The sequence below is a fragment of the Streptomyces sp. NPDC079141 genome, assembly GCF_040686775.1.
In the GTDB taxonomy this organism is placed as follows: domain Bacteria; phylum Actinomycetota; class Actinomycetes; order Streptomycetales; family Streptomycetaceae; genus Streptomyces.
Genome location: NZ_JBFBLP010000013.1, coordinates 94228 through 113252 on the forward strand (window position 1 = coordinate 94228; position 19025 = coordinate 113252).

Below are 19025 nucleotides of genomic sequence, written 5' to 3' on the forward strand. Positions count from 1 at the left end.
TGTTCTTTCCGCCGGCCTATCCGAAGAGCTTCTTGAGCTCGCGGTTGACCGTCTTGTCGGCCTTGTCGAGCGCCGCCTCGGGGTTGCCGCCCTTGCGCACGGTGTCGGCGACGACGCCCTCAAGGGCGACGATCATGGCCTGGGTCCAGGCCGGGTTGTCGAAGTGCCCGAACTCGTTGAAGAGCTTGACGCCCTCCGCGGCCAGACCCGACTTGAGCTTGTCGGCGGACTGGGCGAGGGAGGTGCGCGGCGGGATGTGGAAGCCGTAGGACAGCGCCCAGTCCTCCTGGTACTGCTGCTGGTCGAGCCACAGCCACTTGACGTACTCCTTCGCCTCGTCCAGGTGCTTGGACTTGGCGTTGACGAACATCGACCAGCCGCCGTTGGTGACCGCCTGCTTGCCGGCCGACCCCGAGGCGGGGAAGGGGATGATGCCGACGTCGTCGCCGAGGGCCTTCTCGATCACCGGCATCGCCCACATGCCGCACCACTGGATGGCCACCAGGCCCTGGGTGATGGCGGAGGGGTCCCACCAGTCGGCGGGCGCGTCCAGGAGCATGTGGCCGTCCTTGAACATCGTCCGCAGCTTGCCGAGACCGTCGGCGACCGCGTCCGTGTGGTACGCGATCTGGTTCTTGTCGTCGAGGGTGTCGGCGCCCGTCGACCAGATCAGCGGGTTCATCACCGGGGTGACGGAGTTGCCGAGGAAGACGCCCTTGACCTTGTCGGTGGTGAGCTTCGCGGCCGCCTCGACCAACTCGTCGAGCGTGGTGGGCGGTTCGATGCCCGCGTCGGCCAGCATCGACTTGCGGTAGTAGAAGAACTGCGGGTCGTCGATCATACGGACGCCCCATATCTTCCCGTCGATGGTGTGCGAGGCGATGTCGGCCTGGTTGAAGTCGTCCTTGACCGGGTTGATGATGTCGCTCAGATCGGCCACCTGGCCGCTGCGCACCAGCTGGATCTGCGGGTGGAACTCGAAGACGTCCGGCGCGTTCTCGGTGAGCAGGGCGGAGAACAGCTTGCTCTCGAAGTTCGTTCCGGTGATCCACTGCGTGGTCACGTTCGCCTTGTCGTAGGCCTTCGCGTACTTCTTGATCGCCTGCTCGGTGCCCGCCTCGCCGTAGGCGTGGAAGTACTGCACCAGATTGGTGCCCGAACCCGACCCGCCTCCACGGCCGTTGTTGCCGCCGCACGCGGCCAGTCCGCCGGTGGCGGCCAGGCCCATGGCGGCTCGCAGAACAGTGCGGCGGTCCCAGTTGCGGTTGCTCGATGCCGACATGCTGACGTCCTTGTCTCTCGTACGGCTTGCGGCTCCACGGCTTTCGCCAGGTGGCTCAATTCAGGTTGCGGTGCGGGACGTTAACCTTCGGCTAAGGCTTCGGCAAGGGGTTGAACGAAGTCTGTTCGAAGCGTTGTTTACGGTTCGGGATACCGGACGTGACGGGGTTGCGGGCCGCCGCACCAGCGGCCCGCAACTCCCTCTCAGACGTGCTGTGTCACTGCCGGAACCAGGCTTGGTTGGCCCCTCCGTTGCAGGTCCACAGGCCTACCCTGCTGCCGTCGGCGGTCGCCTGCCCGCCGACGTCCAGACACTGCCCGGACGCCTCGCTGACGATCTGCCCGTTGGAGTTCAGCAGCCAGCGCTGGGAGGGGTCACCGGTGAACTCGGCGGAGGTCGCAAGACCCGAACTCCCGGCCGTCAGATAGCCGTTCACGCCCTTCAACGCGCCCTTCGCGTCGTACGACCACTCCTGGCCCGCGCAGGTGCTGATCGCCGCCCCGGAGGAGTCCGCAGTCAGGCACTTGCCGGACTGCTGCCCCTTCCAGGCGCCGGTGACGGCCGAACCGCCCTGGCCCTTCTGGTCGAGGACGTACGTCGTGATGGAGCGGGCCGGCAGCGACGCCGACATCGTGCCGCCGCTGACGGACGGCTTCGCGACGTGCGCCCAGTCCTCGGTGGCCGACGTCCGCACGCCCTGCGAGGCGCGCAGCGGGGTGTCGCTGTTGAAGTGCAGATCCAGCGAAGTGCCGGTCGTGTTGTGGTTGTTGACCACCACGACCCACTTGCCGTTCCGGTCGTAGGTGCTGACTTCGACACCGTCCGGGACGCCGGTCACGTTGTGCATGACGGAGCCCGGCTTCACGAACTTGCTGTACTGGCCGAGCGCGTAGTACCGCTTGGTGAAGTACAGGGTCTGGTTGCCGTTGGCGGCGTAGTCCGGGTCGTAGTAGATCAGGCCGTCGTTCCAGCCCTCGTCGTTACGGGCGTACGGGTCGCTGCCGATCATCTCGGACAGGGCCACCCACCAGTGGAACGCCGAGTCGTGGGCCGTCGCGAAGTCCTTGTACATGATCCGGGACAGGTTCAGACCGCCGTCGATGGTGGGGTCGTACTCCTGCGCCCAGCCCGTGCCGCCCTTGCCGAAGCAGCAGATCTCCGTCGACCAGGACTCGATGCCGACCTTCTTCGAGGTCTCGTAGACCTTGGCCCGGTTGGCGTCGCTGGGGTTGTCGTAGGTGTGGTGGGCCAGCTTGTCGACGTACTGGGCGGTCCCCGGCTGCGAGATCCACTGCGGGACCTCGTCGTTGAACTTCACCGTGCTGGTGGACTCGTCGGCGATGATGCCGGTCCGCTGCCCGCGCGCGTCCTGCTCGGCGCCCAGCGCCCGCACGATGTCGTCGCGCTGCGGGACGTCGACGAGCATGCCCTCCTGGCCGCAGGAGTCGAAACTGTTCGTCGGCTCGTTGAAGGGGCTGATGTAGTCGAACTTCTGGCCCAGCTTCGCGAAGTGGTCGGTGACGTCGGCGACATACTCGGCGAAGTCCTGCTCGTTCTCCGCCTTCAAGTAGCCGCCGCAGCTCTGGCCGTTCGTCTTCCACTCGGCCGGCGCGCTGTTGACGAAGGCCACCAGGTCCTCCACGCCGTACTTCGCGGCGTAGGCGAGGAAGGTGCGGCCGCCCTTGTCCTTGGTCCAGTCGTAACTGCCGTCGTCGTTTCGGAAGTCCTCCGGGGCCCGGGACGGCGTGGTGACCGCCGTGCCGCCACCGCCGATGTTGTAGCGGTAGTTGCTGAGGTCCAGGCCCTCGGAGGAGAACAGCAGCTCGGCGACCCGGGCTTGCACCTTCGGGTCGAAGTTCTTCAGGTCGTTGACCCACCAGGCGCCGGAGGCACCGATGTTGTCGATGGTCTGAGCGGCGTGCGGTGAGACCTCGGCAGCCATGGGGGTTGCGGCCGAAGCGGTGGGGGCGGATATGAGAGGACCGGCGACAGCGAGCGCGGCTGCCACTGTCAGGAGAGCCGGTCTCCTCGGGTGGGGGTGAGTCACGTGCATCCCTTCCGTCGTCATGAAGGCGGTGCGGTACGGCTCCTTGCGGGGGTGGTGCGTTTGGACTGCCTCTGCCCGACTGACTGCAGTGCCCCTTCGAGCGCGAACGTCGCCGCGCCCAGGCACACCGGGTCGGTGGGGATCGGGGAGAGGACGATCTCGGTTGCGGCCATCGGCCGCGGCAGCGCGTGCCGGGCGACGGCCTCGCGCACCTCCGCGACCAGCGGCTCGCCGAGGGCGGTCGCCACCCAGCTGCTGAGCACGACCACCTCGGGGTTGAACAGGTTGACCAGGTCGGCGATGCCGGTGCCCAGGTAGCGGACGGTGTCACGGACCACCTTGAGCGCCACCGGGTCGTGCTCCTGCACGCCCCGGGCCAGCGCGGCGATGGTGGCCGTCTGGTCCTCCGGGTGCAGCAGTGCGCTGTCGGCGCTCAACTCCCGCAGGGTGAGCATGATTCCGGACGCGCCGACATACGCCTCCACACAGCCGTGCTTGCCGCAGCGGCACAGGCGGCCGTCCAGGACGATCGTGGTGTGGCCCCACTCGCCGGCGCTGTTGCTGACGCCCCGGTGCAGCGCCCCGCCGAGGACGAGCCCGGCGCCCACCCCGGTCCCGAGGTTGACCACCACGGCGTCCCCGCGCCCGCGCGCGGCACCGAACCACAGCTCGGCCACCGCGGAGGCGCGCAGCGGGTTGTCCAGGTACAGCGGGTAGGCGATGTGCTCGGTGAGCAGGTCCAGCAGCGGCACTTCGTGCCAGTCCCAGTTGGGCGCGTACTCCGAGGTGCCGGTGGCCCGGTCCACCTGCCCCGGCACGCTCACGCCGACACCGAGTACCCGCGCGCCCTCGATCCCGGCCTGCGCGACCACCGAGCCGACGGCGGCGGCCACATGGCTGACCACCTGCTCGGGGAGGCTCTCGCCGGGGCGGACGTCCTCCTCGGCGCGGGCCAGGACGTTCAGCGCGAGGTCGAACAGCTCGACATGGACGTACGTCTCCGCGATGTCGACGCCGATCAACGCGCCCCCCGACGCGTTGACCGCGACGAGACCCCGGGGGCGGCCGCCCGCCGAGTCCTCGAAGCCCACCTCCGTGATCATGCGGAGGTCGAGCAGCTCGCCGACGAGCGTGGCGACCGTGGCCAGGCTCAGTCCGGTGGCGGCCGCCAGCTCCTGCCGGGAGGTGGGCGACGCGGCGATGATCTGGCGCAGCACCTCGTAGCGGTTCGCGGTGCGGATGTCACGTGAGGTGCCGCGCTTCATCGAACTTCCCCCACTTTTCTGCTCTGGGCGCGTTGACGGTCTTTTCTGCCGGGGGTCCGGGGGTTGTCCCCCGGGAGAGCACAGCACCGGATCGTCCCCCAGTCCCTTCGGCTCGGCTCAGGCCGGAGCGGCATCGGCACCGGCGCGGCGCAAGGCTATGGGCTGCGGGGGACTTTCGACAAGGGGTTAGGAAAGGGGGTTTATAAAGTCAGTCTCCGAGGACGTTCTGCACGAAGGCGTTGGCGAACTTCCCCTCCGGGTCCAGCTCATGCGCCAGCGACCGGAAGTCGTCCAGCCGCGGATACCGCCCGCGCAGCACCTCGGCCGGCGTGGTGAACACCTTCCCCCAGTGCGGCCGTGCGTCCAGACCCTCCAGCGCCTCCTCCAGTCGGCGCAGCACCGGCAGTACCGCCGCCGTGTCCTCGACCCAGGTGAAGTGCAGCGCCACCGTCTCCCGCCCGTACGACGGGCTCAGCCACTGCTCGTCGGCGGCCACCGTGCGCACCTCGCAGGTCTGGAGCACCGGTGCGATCGTCGTACGGACCGCGTCCAGCGCATGCAGCGCGTCCAGGGCGTACGGCCGCGGCAGCAGGTACTCCGACTGGAGCTCGGCGCCGCTGCTCGGGGTGAACTCCGCCCGGAAGTGCGGCAGTCGCTCGTGCCAGGGCCCCGGTACGCCGAACTGTTCGGTGCAGTTGACCGCGGGCATGCCCGGCACCGGGTGCATCTGCTCGGTCGCGGGCGCGGCCCATGGGAAGTCGGGCAGCGGCTGGTCGGTGCGCCGCTTGAGCCACACCTGCCGGAAGCCGGGCGCACGCCAGTCCGTGAACAGGCTGACGCTGTAGGCGGCCCGCGCCACGGTCTCGAACTCCAGTCGTTCCAGGGGGAGTTCGGTGAACACATACTGCTCGACCTCGAACGCCGGCTCCAGGTCCAGGGTCAGCGCGGTGACCACCCCGAGCGCACCGAGCGAGGTCACTGCCCCGCCGAACCGGGCGTCCGTACGCCCGATCCGCCGCGTCGAGCCGTCCGCCGTCACCAGCTCCACCTCGCGCACGGCCGAGGCCAGCGGCCCGTTGGCCACGCCCGAGCCGTGCGTCCCGGTCGCCACCGACCCCGCCACCGAGATGTGCGGCAGCGACGCCATGTTGGGCAGCGCCAGCCCGTGCGCGTGCACCATCCGGGCCAGCTCCGCGTATCGCACGCCACCGCCGACCCGTACCGTCCGGCCCTCCGTGTCGACGTCGATCCCGTCCGGCAGCCCGGCCAGCGACAGCAGGACGCCCTCGGCGCCCGGCTCGGCGATCTCGTTGAACGAATGCCCGCTGCCCAGCACCCGCACCCGCGCGCTGTCGGCCACCAGGGCCCTGAGCGCGTCGAGCGAGTGCGGGCGGTGGAGCTCCTTGGCGGTGTACGTGATGTTGCCCGCCCAGTTGGTCACGGTCCCGGTCATCGGAGCACCCCTCCCCTTCCACTGATTTCGTTGTGGTGGTGCCTTGAGGTCACTGTTTCCGCAATCGCGGTCGCCCTTGGCGTGCGATTTCGGTAGTTTCCTGGGTATGACCTCGCAACCGTTCCCCGCCACTCTGCCGCAGACCGACCTCACCCGGCACCGCCGCCTGCGCGAGCAGGGCAGCCTTGCGAGGGCCGATCTCGACGCGATCCTAGACGCCGGTTTCGTCTGCCATCTCGGCGTGCTGCTCGACGGCCGGCCGCTCGTCGTCCCGACCGTCTACGGCCGTGACGAGCGATGGCTGTACGTCCATGGCTCGGTCGCCAGCCGCAGCCTCGCCGCCGGATCCCCGGTGTGCGTGACCGTCACTCATGTCGACGGGCTCGTCCTCGCCCGGTCCGTCTTCGAGCACGGCGTGAACTACCGGAGCGCCGTCATTCACGGCGAGGCCCGCCAGGTCACCGACCCCGAGGAGAAGCTCGAAGGCCTGCGTCTGCTGACCGAACACGCGGCGCCGGGGCAGTGGTCGTACGCCCGCCGCCCGAACCGTAAGGAGCTCGCCGCCACCACCCTCCTCGCGGTCTCCCTCGAACACGCCTCGGTCAAGATCCGCACCGGCGCGCCCGAGGACGGCGACGGCCCCGACGCCGAGCTGGGCCTGTGGGCCGGAACGCTGCCCCTGACCACCACCTGGGGCGCACCGGTGCCCGACCCGCTGCTGCCGTCGGACACCCCCGTCCCGGAGCACATCGCGCGCCACGAGGGGACCCGGCACGGGTGACGCGCAGGCGGGGGCATACCGTGAGGAGTCGAACGCCTGAGCCGGGAGGAGACACGGGATGGGCAGCCGTACCGCGCTGGTCGAGGATCTGATGGAGCGCTTTCCGCATGTACCGCGGGAGGCCGTCTTCAAGGAGGACCTGCTCCGCGGAGGTGTCGCCTTCGACCCGTCCGCGCTGAGCGACAACGAGTCCGGCGAGGTCAAGCCGAAGTCGTACTTCATCTTCTCCTTCGACCACGGCACCCTGCCCGAGCTGGGCGAGGCGGCGCTGCGCCGTCCGCCCGAGGAGATCATCCTCACCGGCGGGCCGTACGACCTGCGTCGGACGGTCGTCTCGGTGCGCGTGAACCCGTCGTCGCCGTACCGCGTGGCCGCCGACGACGACGGCATGCTCGGGCTCTACCTCGACGGCAAGCGCATCTCCGACGTCGGGGTGCCGCCCATGCCGGAGTACTACCGGCACACCCTCGCCAACGGGAAGTCCGTCATGGAGGTCGCCCCGACCATCCAGTGGGGCTACCTGATCTACCTGACCGTCTTCCGGGTCTGCCAGTACTTCGGTGCCAAGGAGGAGTGCCAGTACTGCGACATCAACCACAACTGGCGCCAGCACAAGGCGGCCGGGCGGCCGTACACGGGCGTCAAGGACGTGGAGGAGGTGCTGGAGGCCCTGGAGATCATCGACCGCTACGACACCGCCAAGGCCTCCACGGCCTACACGCTCACCGGCGGCGCCATCACCAAGACGGTCTCCGGGCGCGACGAGGCCGACTTCTACGGCCACTACGCCAAGGCCATCGAGGAGCGCTTCCCGGGCCGTTGGATCGGCAAGGTCGTCGCCCAGGCGCTGCCGCGTGACGACGTGCAGCGGTTCAAGGACTACGGCGTGCAGATCTACCACCCCAACTACGAGGTGTGGGACGAGTACCTGTTCAAGATGTACTGCCCGGGCAAGGAGCGCTACGTCGGCCGCGACGTGTGGCACAAGCGGATCCTGGACTCCGCGGAGGTCTTCGGCGCGCGCAACGTGATCCCCAACTTCGTGGCGGGCGTGGAGATGGCCGAGCCCTTCGGCTTCAAGACGGTCGACGAGGCGATCGCCTCGACCACCGAGGGCCTGCGCTTCTTCATGTCGCAGGGCATCACGCCCCGCTTCACCACCTGGTGCCCCGAGCCCACGACCCCGCTCGGCAAGGCCAACCCGCAGGGTGCGCCGCTGGAGTACCACATCCGGCTGCTGGAGGCCTACCGCGCCACCATGGAGGAGTTCGGCCTGTCGTCCCCGCCCGGTTACGGCGAGCCCGGCCCCGGCCGTGCCGTCTTCTCCGTGAGCTCTTTCATGGACAGCCTGCCCGCGGAGGAACCCTCCGCAGTGTGACGGGTGATGAACAAGGTGTCGCCGGGATCCGTACAACAGGCTGGAGTCGAGGGTCCCGGCGGACGCGTGTGACATCTGAACAGTGCGCTTGTCAGTTGTGTCGATGACGTGAAAAGCTCGTGTTCTGCCGCGAGGTTCCCCCCAACTCCTTTGCCAATATGGCGAGTTGACCTCGCTCGTGGATGCAGGAGACCCATGCCCGACCTGCCGACTCCCCAGGACGCCACCGAGGCCGCGCTGTTCTCCGAGTGCTGGGACGCCGTGCTCTCGTACGCCGACCTGTGCACGGCCGGCTCCACCGCCGCCACCGAGCTGGCCCGCCAGGCGTTCGCGGCCGGTATGCGCGAGCTGCGCGCCGCCGAGGACCACGGCGTCCGGGGCGGCCGCCGCTCACCCCGTCTGCCCCGAATCCCCTTGCTGCTCAGCGCCGTTCGCGCCACCGCGGCCGACTGGGAGGAGGCGGGCAAGGGCCACGCGCTCGACCCCGACCTGCGCCTGTGGCTCCACTCGGACAAGGCCGCCCGCTACACGGCCCCGCCCTCCGGCCGCCCGCTCGCCCTGCGCGCACTGCGCGACATGCAGCAGCCCGACGCCGAACTGCTGTGGCTCGCCGAGGTGGAGGCGCTGCCGCTGACTGCCGTGGCCCGCCGGCTCGGCCTCGACCCTGCCACCGTTTCCGACGAACTCGCCCAGGTGCACGTCCTGTTCCGGGACCGCTGCCGCCGCAACCACCTCGACGCGCCGAAGGACCCGCAGTGCCGCGGCTACGTCCGCCTCCTCGACGCGGTCACCCGCTCGCCCGTCGCCGAGACCCCCGAGGATCTCTCCCGCCATCTCGCCCGCTGCGCCGACTGCGCCGAGGCCGCCGCCTGTCTGCGGCTGCACGGCGTCGGCCTGCCCGCCGCCCTCGCCGGGGGAGTGATCGGCTGGGGCGGCCTCGCCTACCTGGAGCGCCGCCGCCGCGCCGCCGAGGTACGCCTCGGCGCCGGCCGCCCCGACACGCCCGACACCGAACGCGACCCCGCCGCGCAGAAGGGACGCGTCGTACGCAACGGCCTCCTCGTCGCCGCCGTCCTCGTCTCCCTGCTCGCGCTCGCCGTGTCGATGATGCCCTTCGGCAGCACGGACGACGGAGCCGCGGCGGGCGGCGACCCCGGCGACCGCCAGCCGGTGGCCGACCCCGCCCCCACCCTGACGTCGTCGTCCCCCACCCGGTCCCCCTCCGACACCCCGCGCCCCTCCGCGAGTGAGAGCGACGCGAAGAACCCGCCCGCCCACAAGGACCCCGACCCCGAACCCCAGGGCACCCACACCACCACCGCCGCCGACCCCGAAACCAGCGCGCCCGCGACCTGCCGGGTCCGCTACGACCTGATCAACCAGTGGCCCGACGGCTTCCAGGTCACCGTCTCCGTCACCACCGAACGCCCCCTCGACACCTGGCGCGTCGCCTGGTCCTTCCGCGACGGCCAGCAGGTCGGCCAGATGTGGGACGCAAGCTTCACCCAGAACGGCTCCCGCGTCACCGCCACGGCCGCCGACTACAACAAGACGGTCCCCGCCGACGGGACCCTTGCCTTCGGCTTCATTGCCTCGTGGCAGGGCAAGAACTCACCCGCGCGCGACTTCGAACTCAACGGGCGGGACTGCACCTTGGCCTGAGGCCGAAAACATGTTGACGCGCCGCCGAGGCGTCGGGCTACAGTGGCGGCGCAGCACAGAAGTGCGTGCGAGACGAACGAGTGTGACGAGGAGGTGTCGACCGATGGCTGTCTTTGCGATGAGCGCTACCCGCATCCAGGAATCCATCAAGTCCACCTCCGTGGCCGTCGGCTGACCTCAACTCCTTTTGCCGGGGCCACCCTTTGAAGGGTCACCCTTGACTTCCCTCTCTGCTGCTTTTTCCGCGCTCGCTCCCTACGGCTGGGACGACGCATGGGCGGACGAGTTCGCCCCCTACGACGCCGAAGGACTGCTCGCCGGGCGGGTCGTCCGGGTGGATCGCGGGCAGTGCGACGTCGTCACTGCCGATGGGCTGGTGCGCGCCGACACGGCGTTCGTCACGCCGCACGACCCCATGCGGGTCGTGTGCACGGGCGACTGGGTCGCCGTCGAACCGTCGGGCAACCCGCGTTATGTACGGACGTATCTGCCGCGCCGTACCGCCTTCGTGCGCTCCACCTCCTCCAAGCGGTCCGAGGGGCAGATCCTCGCGGCCAACGTCGACCATGCGATCGTCGCCGTGTCGCTGGCCGTCGAGCTCGACCTCGGCCGCATCGAACGGTTCCTGGCGCTGGCCTGGGAGTCCGGGGCGCAGCCGGTGGTCGTGCTCACCAAGGCGGATCTGGTGCCGGACGCGGCGACGCTCGCGCATCTGGTGCAGGACGTCGAGACGACGGCGCCGGGCGTGCCCGTGCTGACCGTCAGTGCCCATCTCGACGAGGGGCTGGACGTCCTCGCCGCGATCGTCTCCGGCGGTACGGCCGTGCTGCTCGGGCAGTCCGGTGCGGGCAAGTCCACGCTCGCCAACGCGCTGCTCGGCGAGGACGTCATGGACGTACAGGCCACGCGCGACATGGACGGCAAGGGGCGGCACACGACGACCACCCGGAATCTGCTCGCGCTGCCCGGCGGGGGTGTGCTGATCGACACCCCCGGGCTGCGGGGCGTCGGGCTCTGGGACGCGGGGAGCGGGGTGGGGCAGGTCTTCTCCGAGATCGAGGAGCTCGCCCGCAACTGCCGCTTCCACGACTGCGCCCACGAGAGCGAGCCCGGGTGCGCGGTGCAGGAGGCCGTCGACGCGGGCGAGCTGCCGCACCGGCGGCTGGAGAGCTACCGCAAGCTCGTCCGCGAGAACCAGTGGATCGTCGCCAAGACCGACGCCCGCGTACGCGCCGAGATCAAGCGGGACTGGAAGCGGAAGGGGGCGCAGGGAAGGGCGGCGATGGAAGCGAAGCGCAACGGCTGGCGGTAGCGGACGTCACGTCCGAATCCCGCTAGCAGCAGTCCTTCACGTCACCGAGACTTGATGGCGTGATGGACGAGGACACCAGGTACGAGGCGGTACGCAGCCGGGACGCCCGTTTCGACGGCGAGTTCTTCTTCGCCGTCGAAACGACCGGCATCTACTGCCGCCCCAGCTGCCCGGCGGTCACCCCGAAACGCCGTAACGTGCGCTTCTTCACCACGGCCGCCGGGGCCCAGGGCTCGGGGTTCCGGGCCTGCCGCCGCTGCCGCCCGGACGCCGTCCCCGGCTCCGCCGACTGGAACGCCCGCGCCGACGTCGTGGGCCGGGCCATGCGGCTGATCGGCGACGGCGTGGTGGACCGCGAGGGCGTCTCCGGTCTCGCCGCACGCCTCGGCTACAGCCCCCGGCAGGTCCAGCGGCAGCTCACCGGTGAGCTCGGCGCCGGACCCGTCGCCCTGGCCCGGGCCCAGCGCGCGCACACCGCCCGCACGCTGCTGCAGACCACGGACCTGGCGATCACGGAGATCGCGTTCGCGTCCGGGTTCGCCAGCGTCCGCCAGTTCAACGACACCATCCGGGAGGTGTACGCGCAGACACCCAGCGAGCTGCGGGCCGCCGTACGCTCCGCCCGCCGCGCCGCCACCCCGACGGCCGGGATCCCGCTGCGGCTGGCCCACCGGGGGCCGTACCGGTCCAGGGCCGTCTTCGACCTGCTCCAGGCCGAGGCGGTGCCCGGCGTGGAGGAGGTGAGCGGGGCCCCCGATCGGCGCACCTACCGCCGTACCCTGCGGCTGCCGCACGGCACCGGCATCGTCGCGGTCGAGGAGCGGACCGGGACGGTACGGACCGCCTCCGGCGCCCACCCGGGCGGCTGGCTCGACGCCCGTCTGCACCTCACCGACCCCCGTGACCTCACCACCGCCGTGCAGCGACTGCGCCGGCTGTTCGACCTCGACGCCGACCCGTACGCCGTCGACGAACGGCTCGGCGCCGACCCCCGGCTCGCCCCGCTCGTCGCCGCCCGGCCCGGACTGCGCTCACCGGGCGCCGCCGACCCGGAGGAACTGGCCGTGCGGGCGCTGGTGGGGCGGGCCGAGGCCGAGCGGCTCGTGCGGCGGTACGGCAAGACACTGGACGCCCCCTGCGGCGGCCTCACCCACCTCTTCCCCGAACCGGCCGTCCTCGCCGAGGCCGAGCCGGACGGCCCCGCGGGCCCGCTCGCCACCGCCCTCGCCGACGGCGCCGTACGACTGGATCCGGGCGCCGACCGGGACGAAGCGCAGGAGGCGCTGCTCGCCCTGCCCGGCCTGGACCCCCGCACGGTCGCCGTCATCCGTACCCGCGCCCTCGGGGACCCGGACGTCGCCCCGGCGGGCGCCGACGTCCCCGACAGCTGGCGCCCCTGGCGCTCATACGCCCTGCAACACCTGCGTACCGCAGGGGAGTTGGAGTAACCATGACCACCCACTGGACGACCGTCGACAGCCCCGTCGGCCCGCTCCTCGTCACCGCCGACCCGTCCACCCGCGCCCTGACCTCCCTCTCCGTGCCCGGCCAGAAGGGCGGTCGCACCGTCCAGGACGGCTGGCGCCAGGACCCGGCACTGTTCCGGGACGCCGAGGAACAGCTCGCCGCCTACTTCGCGGGCGAGCTGAAGGAGTTCCGGCTGCCGCTGCGCGCCGAGGGCACCGAGTTCCGCAGGAAGGTCTGGGCCGCCCTCGACACCGTGCCCTACGGGGCGACCACGACGTACGGCGAGATCGCCGCCCGGATCGGCGCTTCCCGGGCGGCCGTACGAGCCGTCGGCGGCGCGATCGGCGCCAACCCGCTGCTGATCCTCCGCCCCTGCCACCGGGTGATCGGCGCCGACGGCTCCCTCACCGGCTACGCGGGCGGCCTGGAACGCAAGACGGCGCTGCTCACCCTGGAAGGCGCTCTCTGAGCGGGCCGGGTGAAGCCGGCGCAGCGCTCAGTCCTCCAGGCCCCAGCTGTGGATCCACCGCGGGCGGATGCGGATCACCTCCTCGCTGAAGTGCGGGCCCAGGTCGTGCGGGCCGGTCAGGAGCTCCGCGTCGCCGCGGATCTCGATGCCGCGCACCTTCCACGGGCGCACGCTGACGACGTCGTCGACGACGAGCGACACCTTCGGGTTCCGCTGGAGATTGCGCCACTTCTTGGTGGTGCCCATGGCGTGGCCGCCGACCAGGATCGTGCCGTCGTCCCGCGGATGGAATCCGACCGGGTTCGCCTGCGGCTGCCCCTGCGGGTCGACGGTGGCCATCCGCCCCAGGCGCTGCGACTTCAGATACCTGCGCTCGGCCTCGCTGAGTTCCGTCATGGGGCCAGCCAAACACGACCGCCCGCCCCGCACATCGGATCCTCGCCCTAGGCCGTAGGCCCTACGTCACCCCCAGATCACCGCGCCCAGCCACGCCCCCGCGATCAGCAGACAGGTGAACAGCTCCGCCAGCACGCTGGAGCCGCCCGAGCGCATCGCCGTCCGCAGTGCCGCCATCGCCTCGGCGTGACGGCCAAGGCGCAGGCGTTCCTCCAGGTAGATGCCGCCCATGAAACCGGGGATCGCACCGAGCACGGGTATCAGGAAGAAGCCCAGGAACGCGCCCGAGCCGGCGTAGACGCCCATCCGGCGGGTGGCGCCGCTCTGCCGCAGCCGTCGGGGCGGCAGGGCCCAGCGCACCACTTGGGAGAGGAACAGGGCGACGGTCGCCCCGACCAGCACCCACCACGCGATCGCCTCCGGATCCTTCAGCGCCCACCACAGGACCCCGGCCCACACCAGCCACGATCCCGGCACGCCGGGCACCAGTACCCCGCACAGGCCGAGCAGGATGACCATGCCGACCAGCAGGAGATCCCACGCTCCCATCTGTCCAGGGTGCCGGAGCCCGGGGGAACGCGCAGGTCAGCGGTTCCGGGCCACCCAGCCCCGCTCGTAGGCGTGCCAGCCCAGCTGGAGCCGGGTCGACACCCCGGTCAGCTCCATCAGCCGTTTCACCCGGCGCTGCACGGTCCTGAGGCCCAGGTCGAGCTGCTTGGCCACGCTCGCGTCGGTCAGCCCCGCCAGCAGCAGCGAGAGCACCTCCAGATCGGTGGCGTCGGGGCCGTCGGGCTCCTCCTCGCTCACCCCGGCCGCCCCGAGCCGGAGCGGCAGCGCGTCCCGCCACACCGACTCGAACAGCTCGGACAGCAGCTCCAGCAGACCGCTCGCGTGCACGACCAGCGCGGCGGGCTCCGCGGCCCGCGAGACGAGCGGCACCAGGGCCAGCGAGCGGTCGGCGACCACCAGCTTGGTCGGCACCCGGTCCACCACCCGCACCTGCTCGTCCCGGCCCAGCGCGGCGGACAGCTCGGTGATCCCGTGCGGCAGGTCGAACACCGAGCGCTCGACCACCACCCGGTAGCGCACCCCGCGGTCGGTGGCCTGCTCCTCCGCGTCGTTGTCCGTGCCGGACACGACGACCGGGTTGCCGGTGACCAGCGCGCACACCTCCTGGCTCGCGCCGAGCTGGATCTGGAGGAACCGCTGGGCCACCGCGTCCGCGCCGGTCACCACCTCGACCAGATCGTGCACGCCGGGCTCCGAGGCCGCCGCCCGGTACTCCTCCGCCAGCAGCGCCGCCGCCAGCTCCGCCTTCTCCAGCTCGTGCCGCCGCTGGGTGAGCAGCGCACCGAGCGCCACCCCGGGCGGGGCCGCGACCCAGCGCCCGGGACGGGCCGGCGACTGGGCGGCGAGACCGTGCCGCTCCAGCCGGCGCAGGGCGCGTTCGGTGTCCGGCTCGCCGAGCGTCAGCCGCCGCGCCAGAGCGGAGACGTCCGCCGCGCCCACCGACACCAGCGCCCGGTACGCCGACTCGTGCGTCTCGTCCAGACCTATCGCTGCCAGCATCGCTCTCCCCAGGTCCGTGGCGGGAAACAGCCACGGCGCATAACCGCCTCGGCACATCATCGCCGTACCCCCCGTCACTCTGCCAAGGTGACGCCACCGCAGCATCAACCACCGCCCGTAATGCCCGCCTTGGGCCTTTGGCCTGCGCGTTCACTCCCGCGGGCACGCGGCGACACGGGAAGAAGGCGATCTTGGGGAGAGCGATACCGAGGACGGCCCTGGGCGTGGCGACCGCCGCCGTCCTCGCCGTCACGACAGCCGTACTACCCACGCACGCGGCCGAGGACCGGCCCGGACCGCTGACCGGCAGCCGGGCCAACCCCGGCACGGGTTCCGTCGTCACCCTCGTCACCGGCGACCGCGTCCTCGTCACCAAGGACGGGGCCGTCGTCCTGCCCGGCACCGACGGCACCACTCCGTTCACCCAGACCCGCCAGTCCGGCGGCGACCTGTACGTCTATCCCGAGGGCGCGATCGAGGCGATCGCCGCCGGCCGGGTCGACGAGGAGCTCTTCAACGTCACCGGCCTGGTCCGCCAGGGCTACGACGACGCGCACAGCGAGACCCTCCCGCTGATCGCCACCTACGCCGGCGCCGCACCCCGCTCCGCCCCGCGCGGCGCCGAACGCGGACTCGCCCTGCCGTCCATCGACGGCCTCGCCCTCAAGGCGGACAAGACGAAGGCCGCCGACTTCTGGTCCGAGGTCAGCCGGGCCCGCAGCGGGGTCGAGAAGCTGTGGCTCGACGCCAAGGTGGAGGCCGCCCTCGACCGCTCGACGGGGCAGGTGCACGCCCCCGAGGCCTGGGCCGCCGGCTACGACGGCAAGGGCACCAAGGTCGCCGTCCTCGACACCGGCGTCGACACCGACCACCCCGACCTCAAGGGCCGCATCGGCGCGTCGAAGAACTTCACCGACTCCGCCGACGCCAACGACCACGACGGCCACGGCACCCACACCACCTCCACCGTCGGTGGCACGGGCGCGGCAAGTGAAGGAAAGAACAAGGGCGTTGCGCCCGGCGCCGAACTCCTCAACGGCAAGGTCCTCAACGACTACGGCTACGGCGAGACCTCCTGGATCATCGCCGGTATGCAGTGGGCGGTCGACGAGGGCGCCGACGTCGTCTCCATGAGCCTCGGCAACCCGGCCCGCACCGACTGCTCCGACCCGATGGCGCAGGCGGCCGAGGAACTCGCCAAGTCCAGCGAGAACACCCTTTTCGTCATCGCCGCGGGCAACACCGGACCCGGCAACAACACGGTCTCGTCCCCGGGTTGCGCCCCCGGCGTGCTCACCGTCGGCGCCGTCGACCGCGACGACACCACGGCCTCCTTCTCCAGCCGCGGCCCGGCCTACGGCTCCCACACCCTCAAGCCCGAGATCACCGCCCCCGGCGTCGGCATCTCCGCCGCCAACGCGGGCGGCCGCGGCGTGTATGCCTACCAGTCCATGAGCGGTACGTCGATGGCGACACCGCATGTCGCGGGCGCCGCCGCGATCGTCAAGCAGCGGCACCCCGACTGGACCGCCCGGCAGATCAAGGCGGCCCTCGTCTCCTCCGCCGAGACCGGCATCCCCGGCGACGTCCGGGGGACCGGCGGCGGACGCCTCGACGTCGAGGCCGCGGTCGGACAGAAGGTGCTCGGTGCAGCCGCCGTACAGGGCGGCACGTTCAACTGGCCGCAGGACGCGAGCGACCGGACGACGGTCTCCGTGCCCTACACCAACACCACAGACAGGGCGGTGGAGTTGAAGCTGTCGGTGGTGGGAGTCACCGGCAACGACGGCTCCACCGTCCGCTCGCCGATCGCCCGCCTCACCGACCGCACGGTCACCGTCCCGGCGGGCAAAACGGCCGAGGTTCCGCTCTCGGTCGACCCGACGGCGACCCTGAAGGCCGCCCAGTACGGCGACATCACCGGGCGCGTGCTCGCCACGGCCGAGGGGGTGAGCGTCTCCACTCCGTTCGCGCTCTATGTGCAGCCCGAGACGGTCACCGTGCGCGTGAAGCTGATCGACCGGCTCGGCAGGCCCGCCGCCGACGGCTCCTCCGTCGACCTGATCGGCACCGACGAGGCGAGGGGCGAACGCCGCTTCAACGACGGCGCGACCGACCAGACGTACACGGTCCGGCCCGGCAACTACTACCTCTCCTCCTTCATCGCGACCCCCGACGCCGAGGGCGCCCCGCTCAACTCCCTGTCCTTCCTGGCCCGTCCGCAGCTGGAGATCCGCGAGGACACGACGGTCGTCCTCGACGCACGCAAGGCCCACCGCCTGAACATCCGCACGGACAAGCCGTCCGAACTCCGCGGCGCCACGCTCGGTTTCGCCCGCTCGTGGGACGACACCTGGCTGCACGCCGGCACCGCGGCCGGCGGCCGGTCCCTGCGCGGCTACTACGCCTCCGTCACCGGCAAGGTGACCGACGGCGACTTCGAGTTCGACAGCTTCTGGCGCGCCGCCGCCCCGCAGATCACCGAACTCGCCGTCGTCGGCGGCCCGTCACTGCATCCGACCACCGCGACGGTCGGCTCGGCCAACCTCGACGGCACCGGACAGGCGGCCTTCTTCGACGCCAAGTCCGGGACGGCAGAGGAACTTTCGGGAGCGTCCGGAAAGATCGCGCTGGTCAAGCTGCCCGAGGGCGAAGGTGCACTTGGGGCGGCGACGCGCGCGAAGGCGGCCGGCGCCGTCGCCCTCCTCCTGTACCGCGACGCACCCGGCCGCTGGTACCCGTCGGCCGGATACGCCGGAAGTCCGCTGCCCCTCCTCGCCGTTCCCACCGAGGAGGCGACGGCCCTGCTCGCCGCCGGGGACGTGACCCTGCGCTGGACGGCCACGGCCAAGAGCCCCTACCTCTACAACCTCGCCTTCCCGGAGGCCGGCCCGATCGGCTCGGCCCGCACCTACCGGGTGCGCGACGGCCAACTGGCCGCGACCAGGACGACGTACAACTCGATGGCGGGCGCCGCCACCGACCACATCGACCTGGAGACCGCGGTCCGCCCGAACGGACTGGTCGCCTACTTCAGCGGCCTGGAGACCGTCCCCGCGCCCTTCACCCGCACCGAGTACCACACCACCGGCGGCACCGCCTGGGGCCAGGACGTCTCCAGCAGCTTCCCCTGGGGCGAGTTCATGATCGACCCCGCGCGGACGTACGAGGAGGGCGAGCGCGGCACCGAGGAGTGGTACGGCGGGGTCCTCGCGCCCGCCACCCCGCTCGACGACAGCGGTGAGCCGGTGCTGGCCGCCGAACGCCAGGGTGATCTGATCGGCGTTGCGCCCGGCTTCTGGGGCGACAGCCAACACCAGGGCGTCCAGGGCGGTTTCGGTGACATCGGCAGCATGGTCCTGAAGCGGAACGGCGAGACGATCGGCGAAAGCGCCTGGCCGTTCGGGGTGTTCACGGTCCCGGCGGAGGAGTCGGCCTACGAACTCACCCTCAACACGGCCAAGTTCGGCTCACCGGCCCGGGTGTGGCAGCGGTCCACGAGCACGACCACCACCTGGTCCTTCCGCTCGGCCCTCGACGAGGACGTGTACTCGCAGGGCATCCCGCTGCTCTTCCCGCGCTACGAGCTGCCCGAGGACGGCCTGAAGACCCTCCCGGCGACGGACGGTCAGCGGATCGTCCTCACCGCGACGGGCCATGCCGGCTACGAGCCCGGCGAACTGACCGAGGTCCGGCTCTCCTACTCCTACGACGAGGGCGAGACCTGGACCGAGGCCCGCACCGAGCGGCGGGACGGCCGGTGGGAGGCGGTCGTCGAGCACAGCGGAGCGACCGGGAAGCAGGTCACGCTCAGGGCCGAACTGACCGACGCGAAGGGGAACTCGGTCAGCCAGACCGTGATCCGGGCCTACGACGTGCGCTGACCCGTCACCCAGGCGTCGCCGGGCGGTTCTCCCGTGGGGGGTGGGACCGCCCGGCGACTC

General features: G+C 71.2%; 14 protein-coding genes. 7 read left to right on the forward strand and 7 right to left on the reverse strand.

Annotation, left to right across the window (positions count from 1 at the left end; all coding sequences use genetic code 11):
* Positions 1–16: 16 nt before the first annotated feature.
* The 4 genes from AB0Q90_RS29660 to AB0Q90_RS29675 form a co-directional block, all read right to left on the reverse strand.
* The gene (locus tag AB0Q90_RS29660; RefSeq protein WP_363158607.1) at positions 17–1282 is read right to left on the reverse strand and encodes a sugar ABC transporter substrate-binding protein; all 1266 of its coding nucleotides are present in this window, start codon (positions 1280–1282) and stop codon (positions 17–19) included.
* Between the two features lie 217 nt (positions 1283–1499).
* Positions 1500–3335: a glycoside hydrolase gene (locus tag AB0Q90_RS29665; RefSeq protein WP_363158606.1), complete on the reverse strand. Its 1836-nt coding sequence runs from the start codon at positions 3333–3335 to the stop codon at positions 1500–1502.
* 11 nt (positions 3336–3346) lie between these two features.
* Positions 3347–4594, reverse strand: a complete 1248-nt coding sequence (locus AB0Q90_RS29670) for an ROK family transcriptional regulator (RefSeq protein WP_363158605.1) — start codon at positions 4592–4594, stop codon at positions 3347–3349.
* Positions 4595–4802: 208 nt separating this feature from the next.
* Complete coding sequence (locus AB0Q90_RS29675; protein WP_363158604.1) at positions 4803–6047, reverse strand: FAD-binding protein; 1245 nt, start codon at positions 6045–6047, stop codon at positions 4803–4805.
* 106 nt (positions 6048–6153) lie between these two features.
* On the opposite strand from AB0Q90_RS29675, the gene AB0Q90_RS29680 reads away from it, so the two are divergent.
* The 6 genes from AB0Q90_RS29680 (at position 6154) to AB0Q90_RS29705 (ending at position 13116) form a co-directional block, all read left to right on the forward strand.
* Positions 6154–6828, forward strand: a complete 675-nt coding sequence (locus AB0Q90_RS29680; RefSeq protein ID WP_363158603.1) for a pyridoxamine 5'-phosphate oxidase family protein — start codon at positions 6154–6156, stop codon at positions 6826–6828.
* A gap of 58 nt (positions 6829–6886) precedes the next feature.
* Positions 6887–8206, forward strand: a complete 1320-nt coding sequence (locus AB0Q90_RS29685; protein ID WP_363158602.1) for a radical SAM protein — start codon at positions 6887–6889, stop codon at positions 8204–8206.
* Positions 8207–8401: 195 nt separating this feature from the next.
* Positions 8402–9868, forward strand: coding sequence for a cellulose-binding domain-containing protein (locus AB0Q90_RS29690; RefSeq protein WP_363158601.1), 1467 nt, complete (start codon positions 8402–8404; stop codon positions 9866–9868).
* 217 nt (positions 9869–10085) lie between these two features.
* Positions 10086–11180, forward strand: coding sequence for a ribosome small subunit-dependent GTPase A (gene rsgA, locus AB0Q90_RS29695; protein WP_363158600.1), 1095 nt, complete (start codon positions 10086–10088; stop codon positions 11178–11180).
* 62 nt (positions 11181–11242) lie between these two features.
* Positions 11243–12628 (forward strand): AlkA N-terminal domain-containing protein, encoded by a 1386-nt coding sequence (locus AB0Q90_RS29700; RefSeq protein WP_363158701.1) that lies wholly within the window; start codon positions 11243–11245, stop codon positions 12626–12628.
* A gap of 2 nt (positions 12629–12630) precedes the next feature.
* Positions 12631–13116: a methylated-DNA--[protein]-cysteine S-methyltransferase gene (locus AB0Q90_RS29705; RefSeq protein ID WP_363158599.1), complete on the forward strand. Its 486-nt coding sequence runs from the start codon at positions 12631–12633 to the stop codon at positions 13114–13116.
* A gap of 27 nt (positions 13117–13143) precedes the next feature.
* Here the strand turns inward: AB0Q90_RS29705 and AB0Q90_RS29710 are convergent, their stop codons facing one another.
* From AB0Q90_RS29710 to AB0Q90_RS29720, 3 genes are all read right to left on the reverse strand, one after another.
* Positions 13144–13512, reverse strand: coding sequence for a PPOX class F420-dependent oxidoreductase (locus AB0Q90_RS29710; RefSeq protein WP_363158598.1), 369 nt, complete (start codon positions 13510–13512; stop codon positions 13144–13146).
* A 66-nt stretch (positions 13513–13578) separates the two neighbouring features.
* Positions 13579–14061, reverse strand: a complete 483-nt coding sequence (locus AB0Q90_RS29715; protein WP_363158597.1) for a DUF456 domain-containing protein — start codon at positions 14059–14061, stop codon at positions 13579–13581.
* A 36-nt stretch (positions 14062–14097) separates the two neighbouring features.
* The gene (locus AB0Q90_RS29720; RefSeq protein WP_363158596.1) at positions 14098–15081 is read right to left on the reverse strand and encodes a helix-turn-helix domain-containing protein; all 984 of its coding nucleotides are present in this window, start codon (positions 15079–15081) and stop codon (positions 14098–14100) included.
* 191 nt (positions 15082–15272) lie between these two features.
* On the opposite strand from AB0Q90_RS29720, the gene AB0Q90_RS29725 reads away from it, so the two are divergent.
* Positions 15273–18965 carry a S8 family serine peptidase gene (locus AB0Q90_RS29725; RefSeq protein ID WP_363158595.1) on the forward strand — a complete coding sequence of 1231 codons (3693 nt, stop codon included), beginning with the start codon at positions 15273–15275 and terminating at the stop codon, positions 18963–18965.
* The last annotated feature ends 60 nt before the right edge of the window (positions 18966–19025 follow it).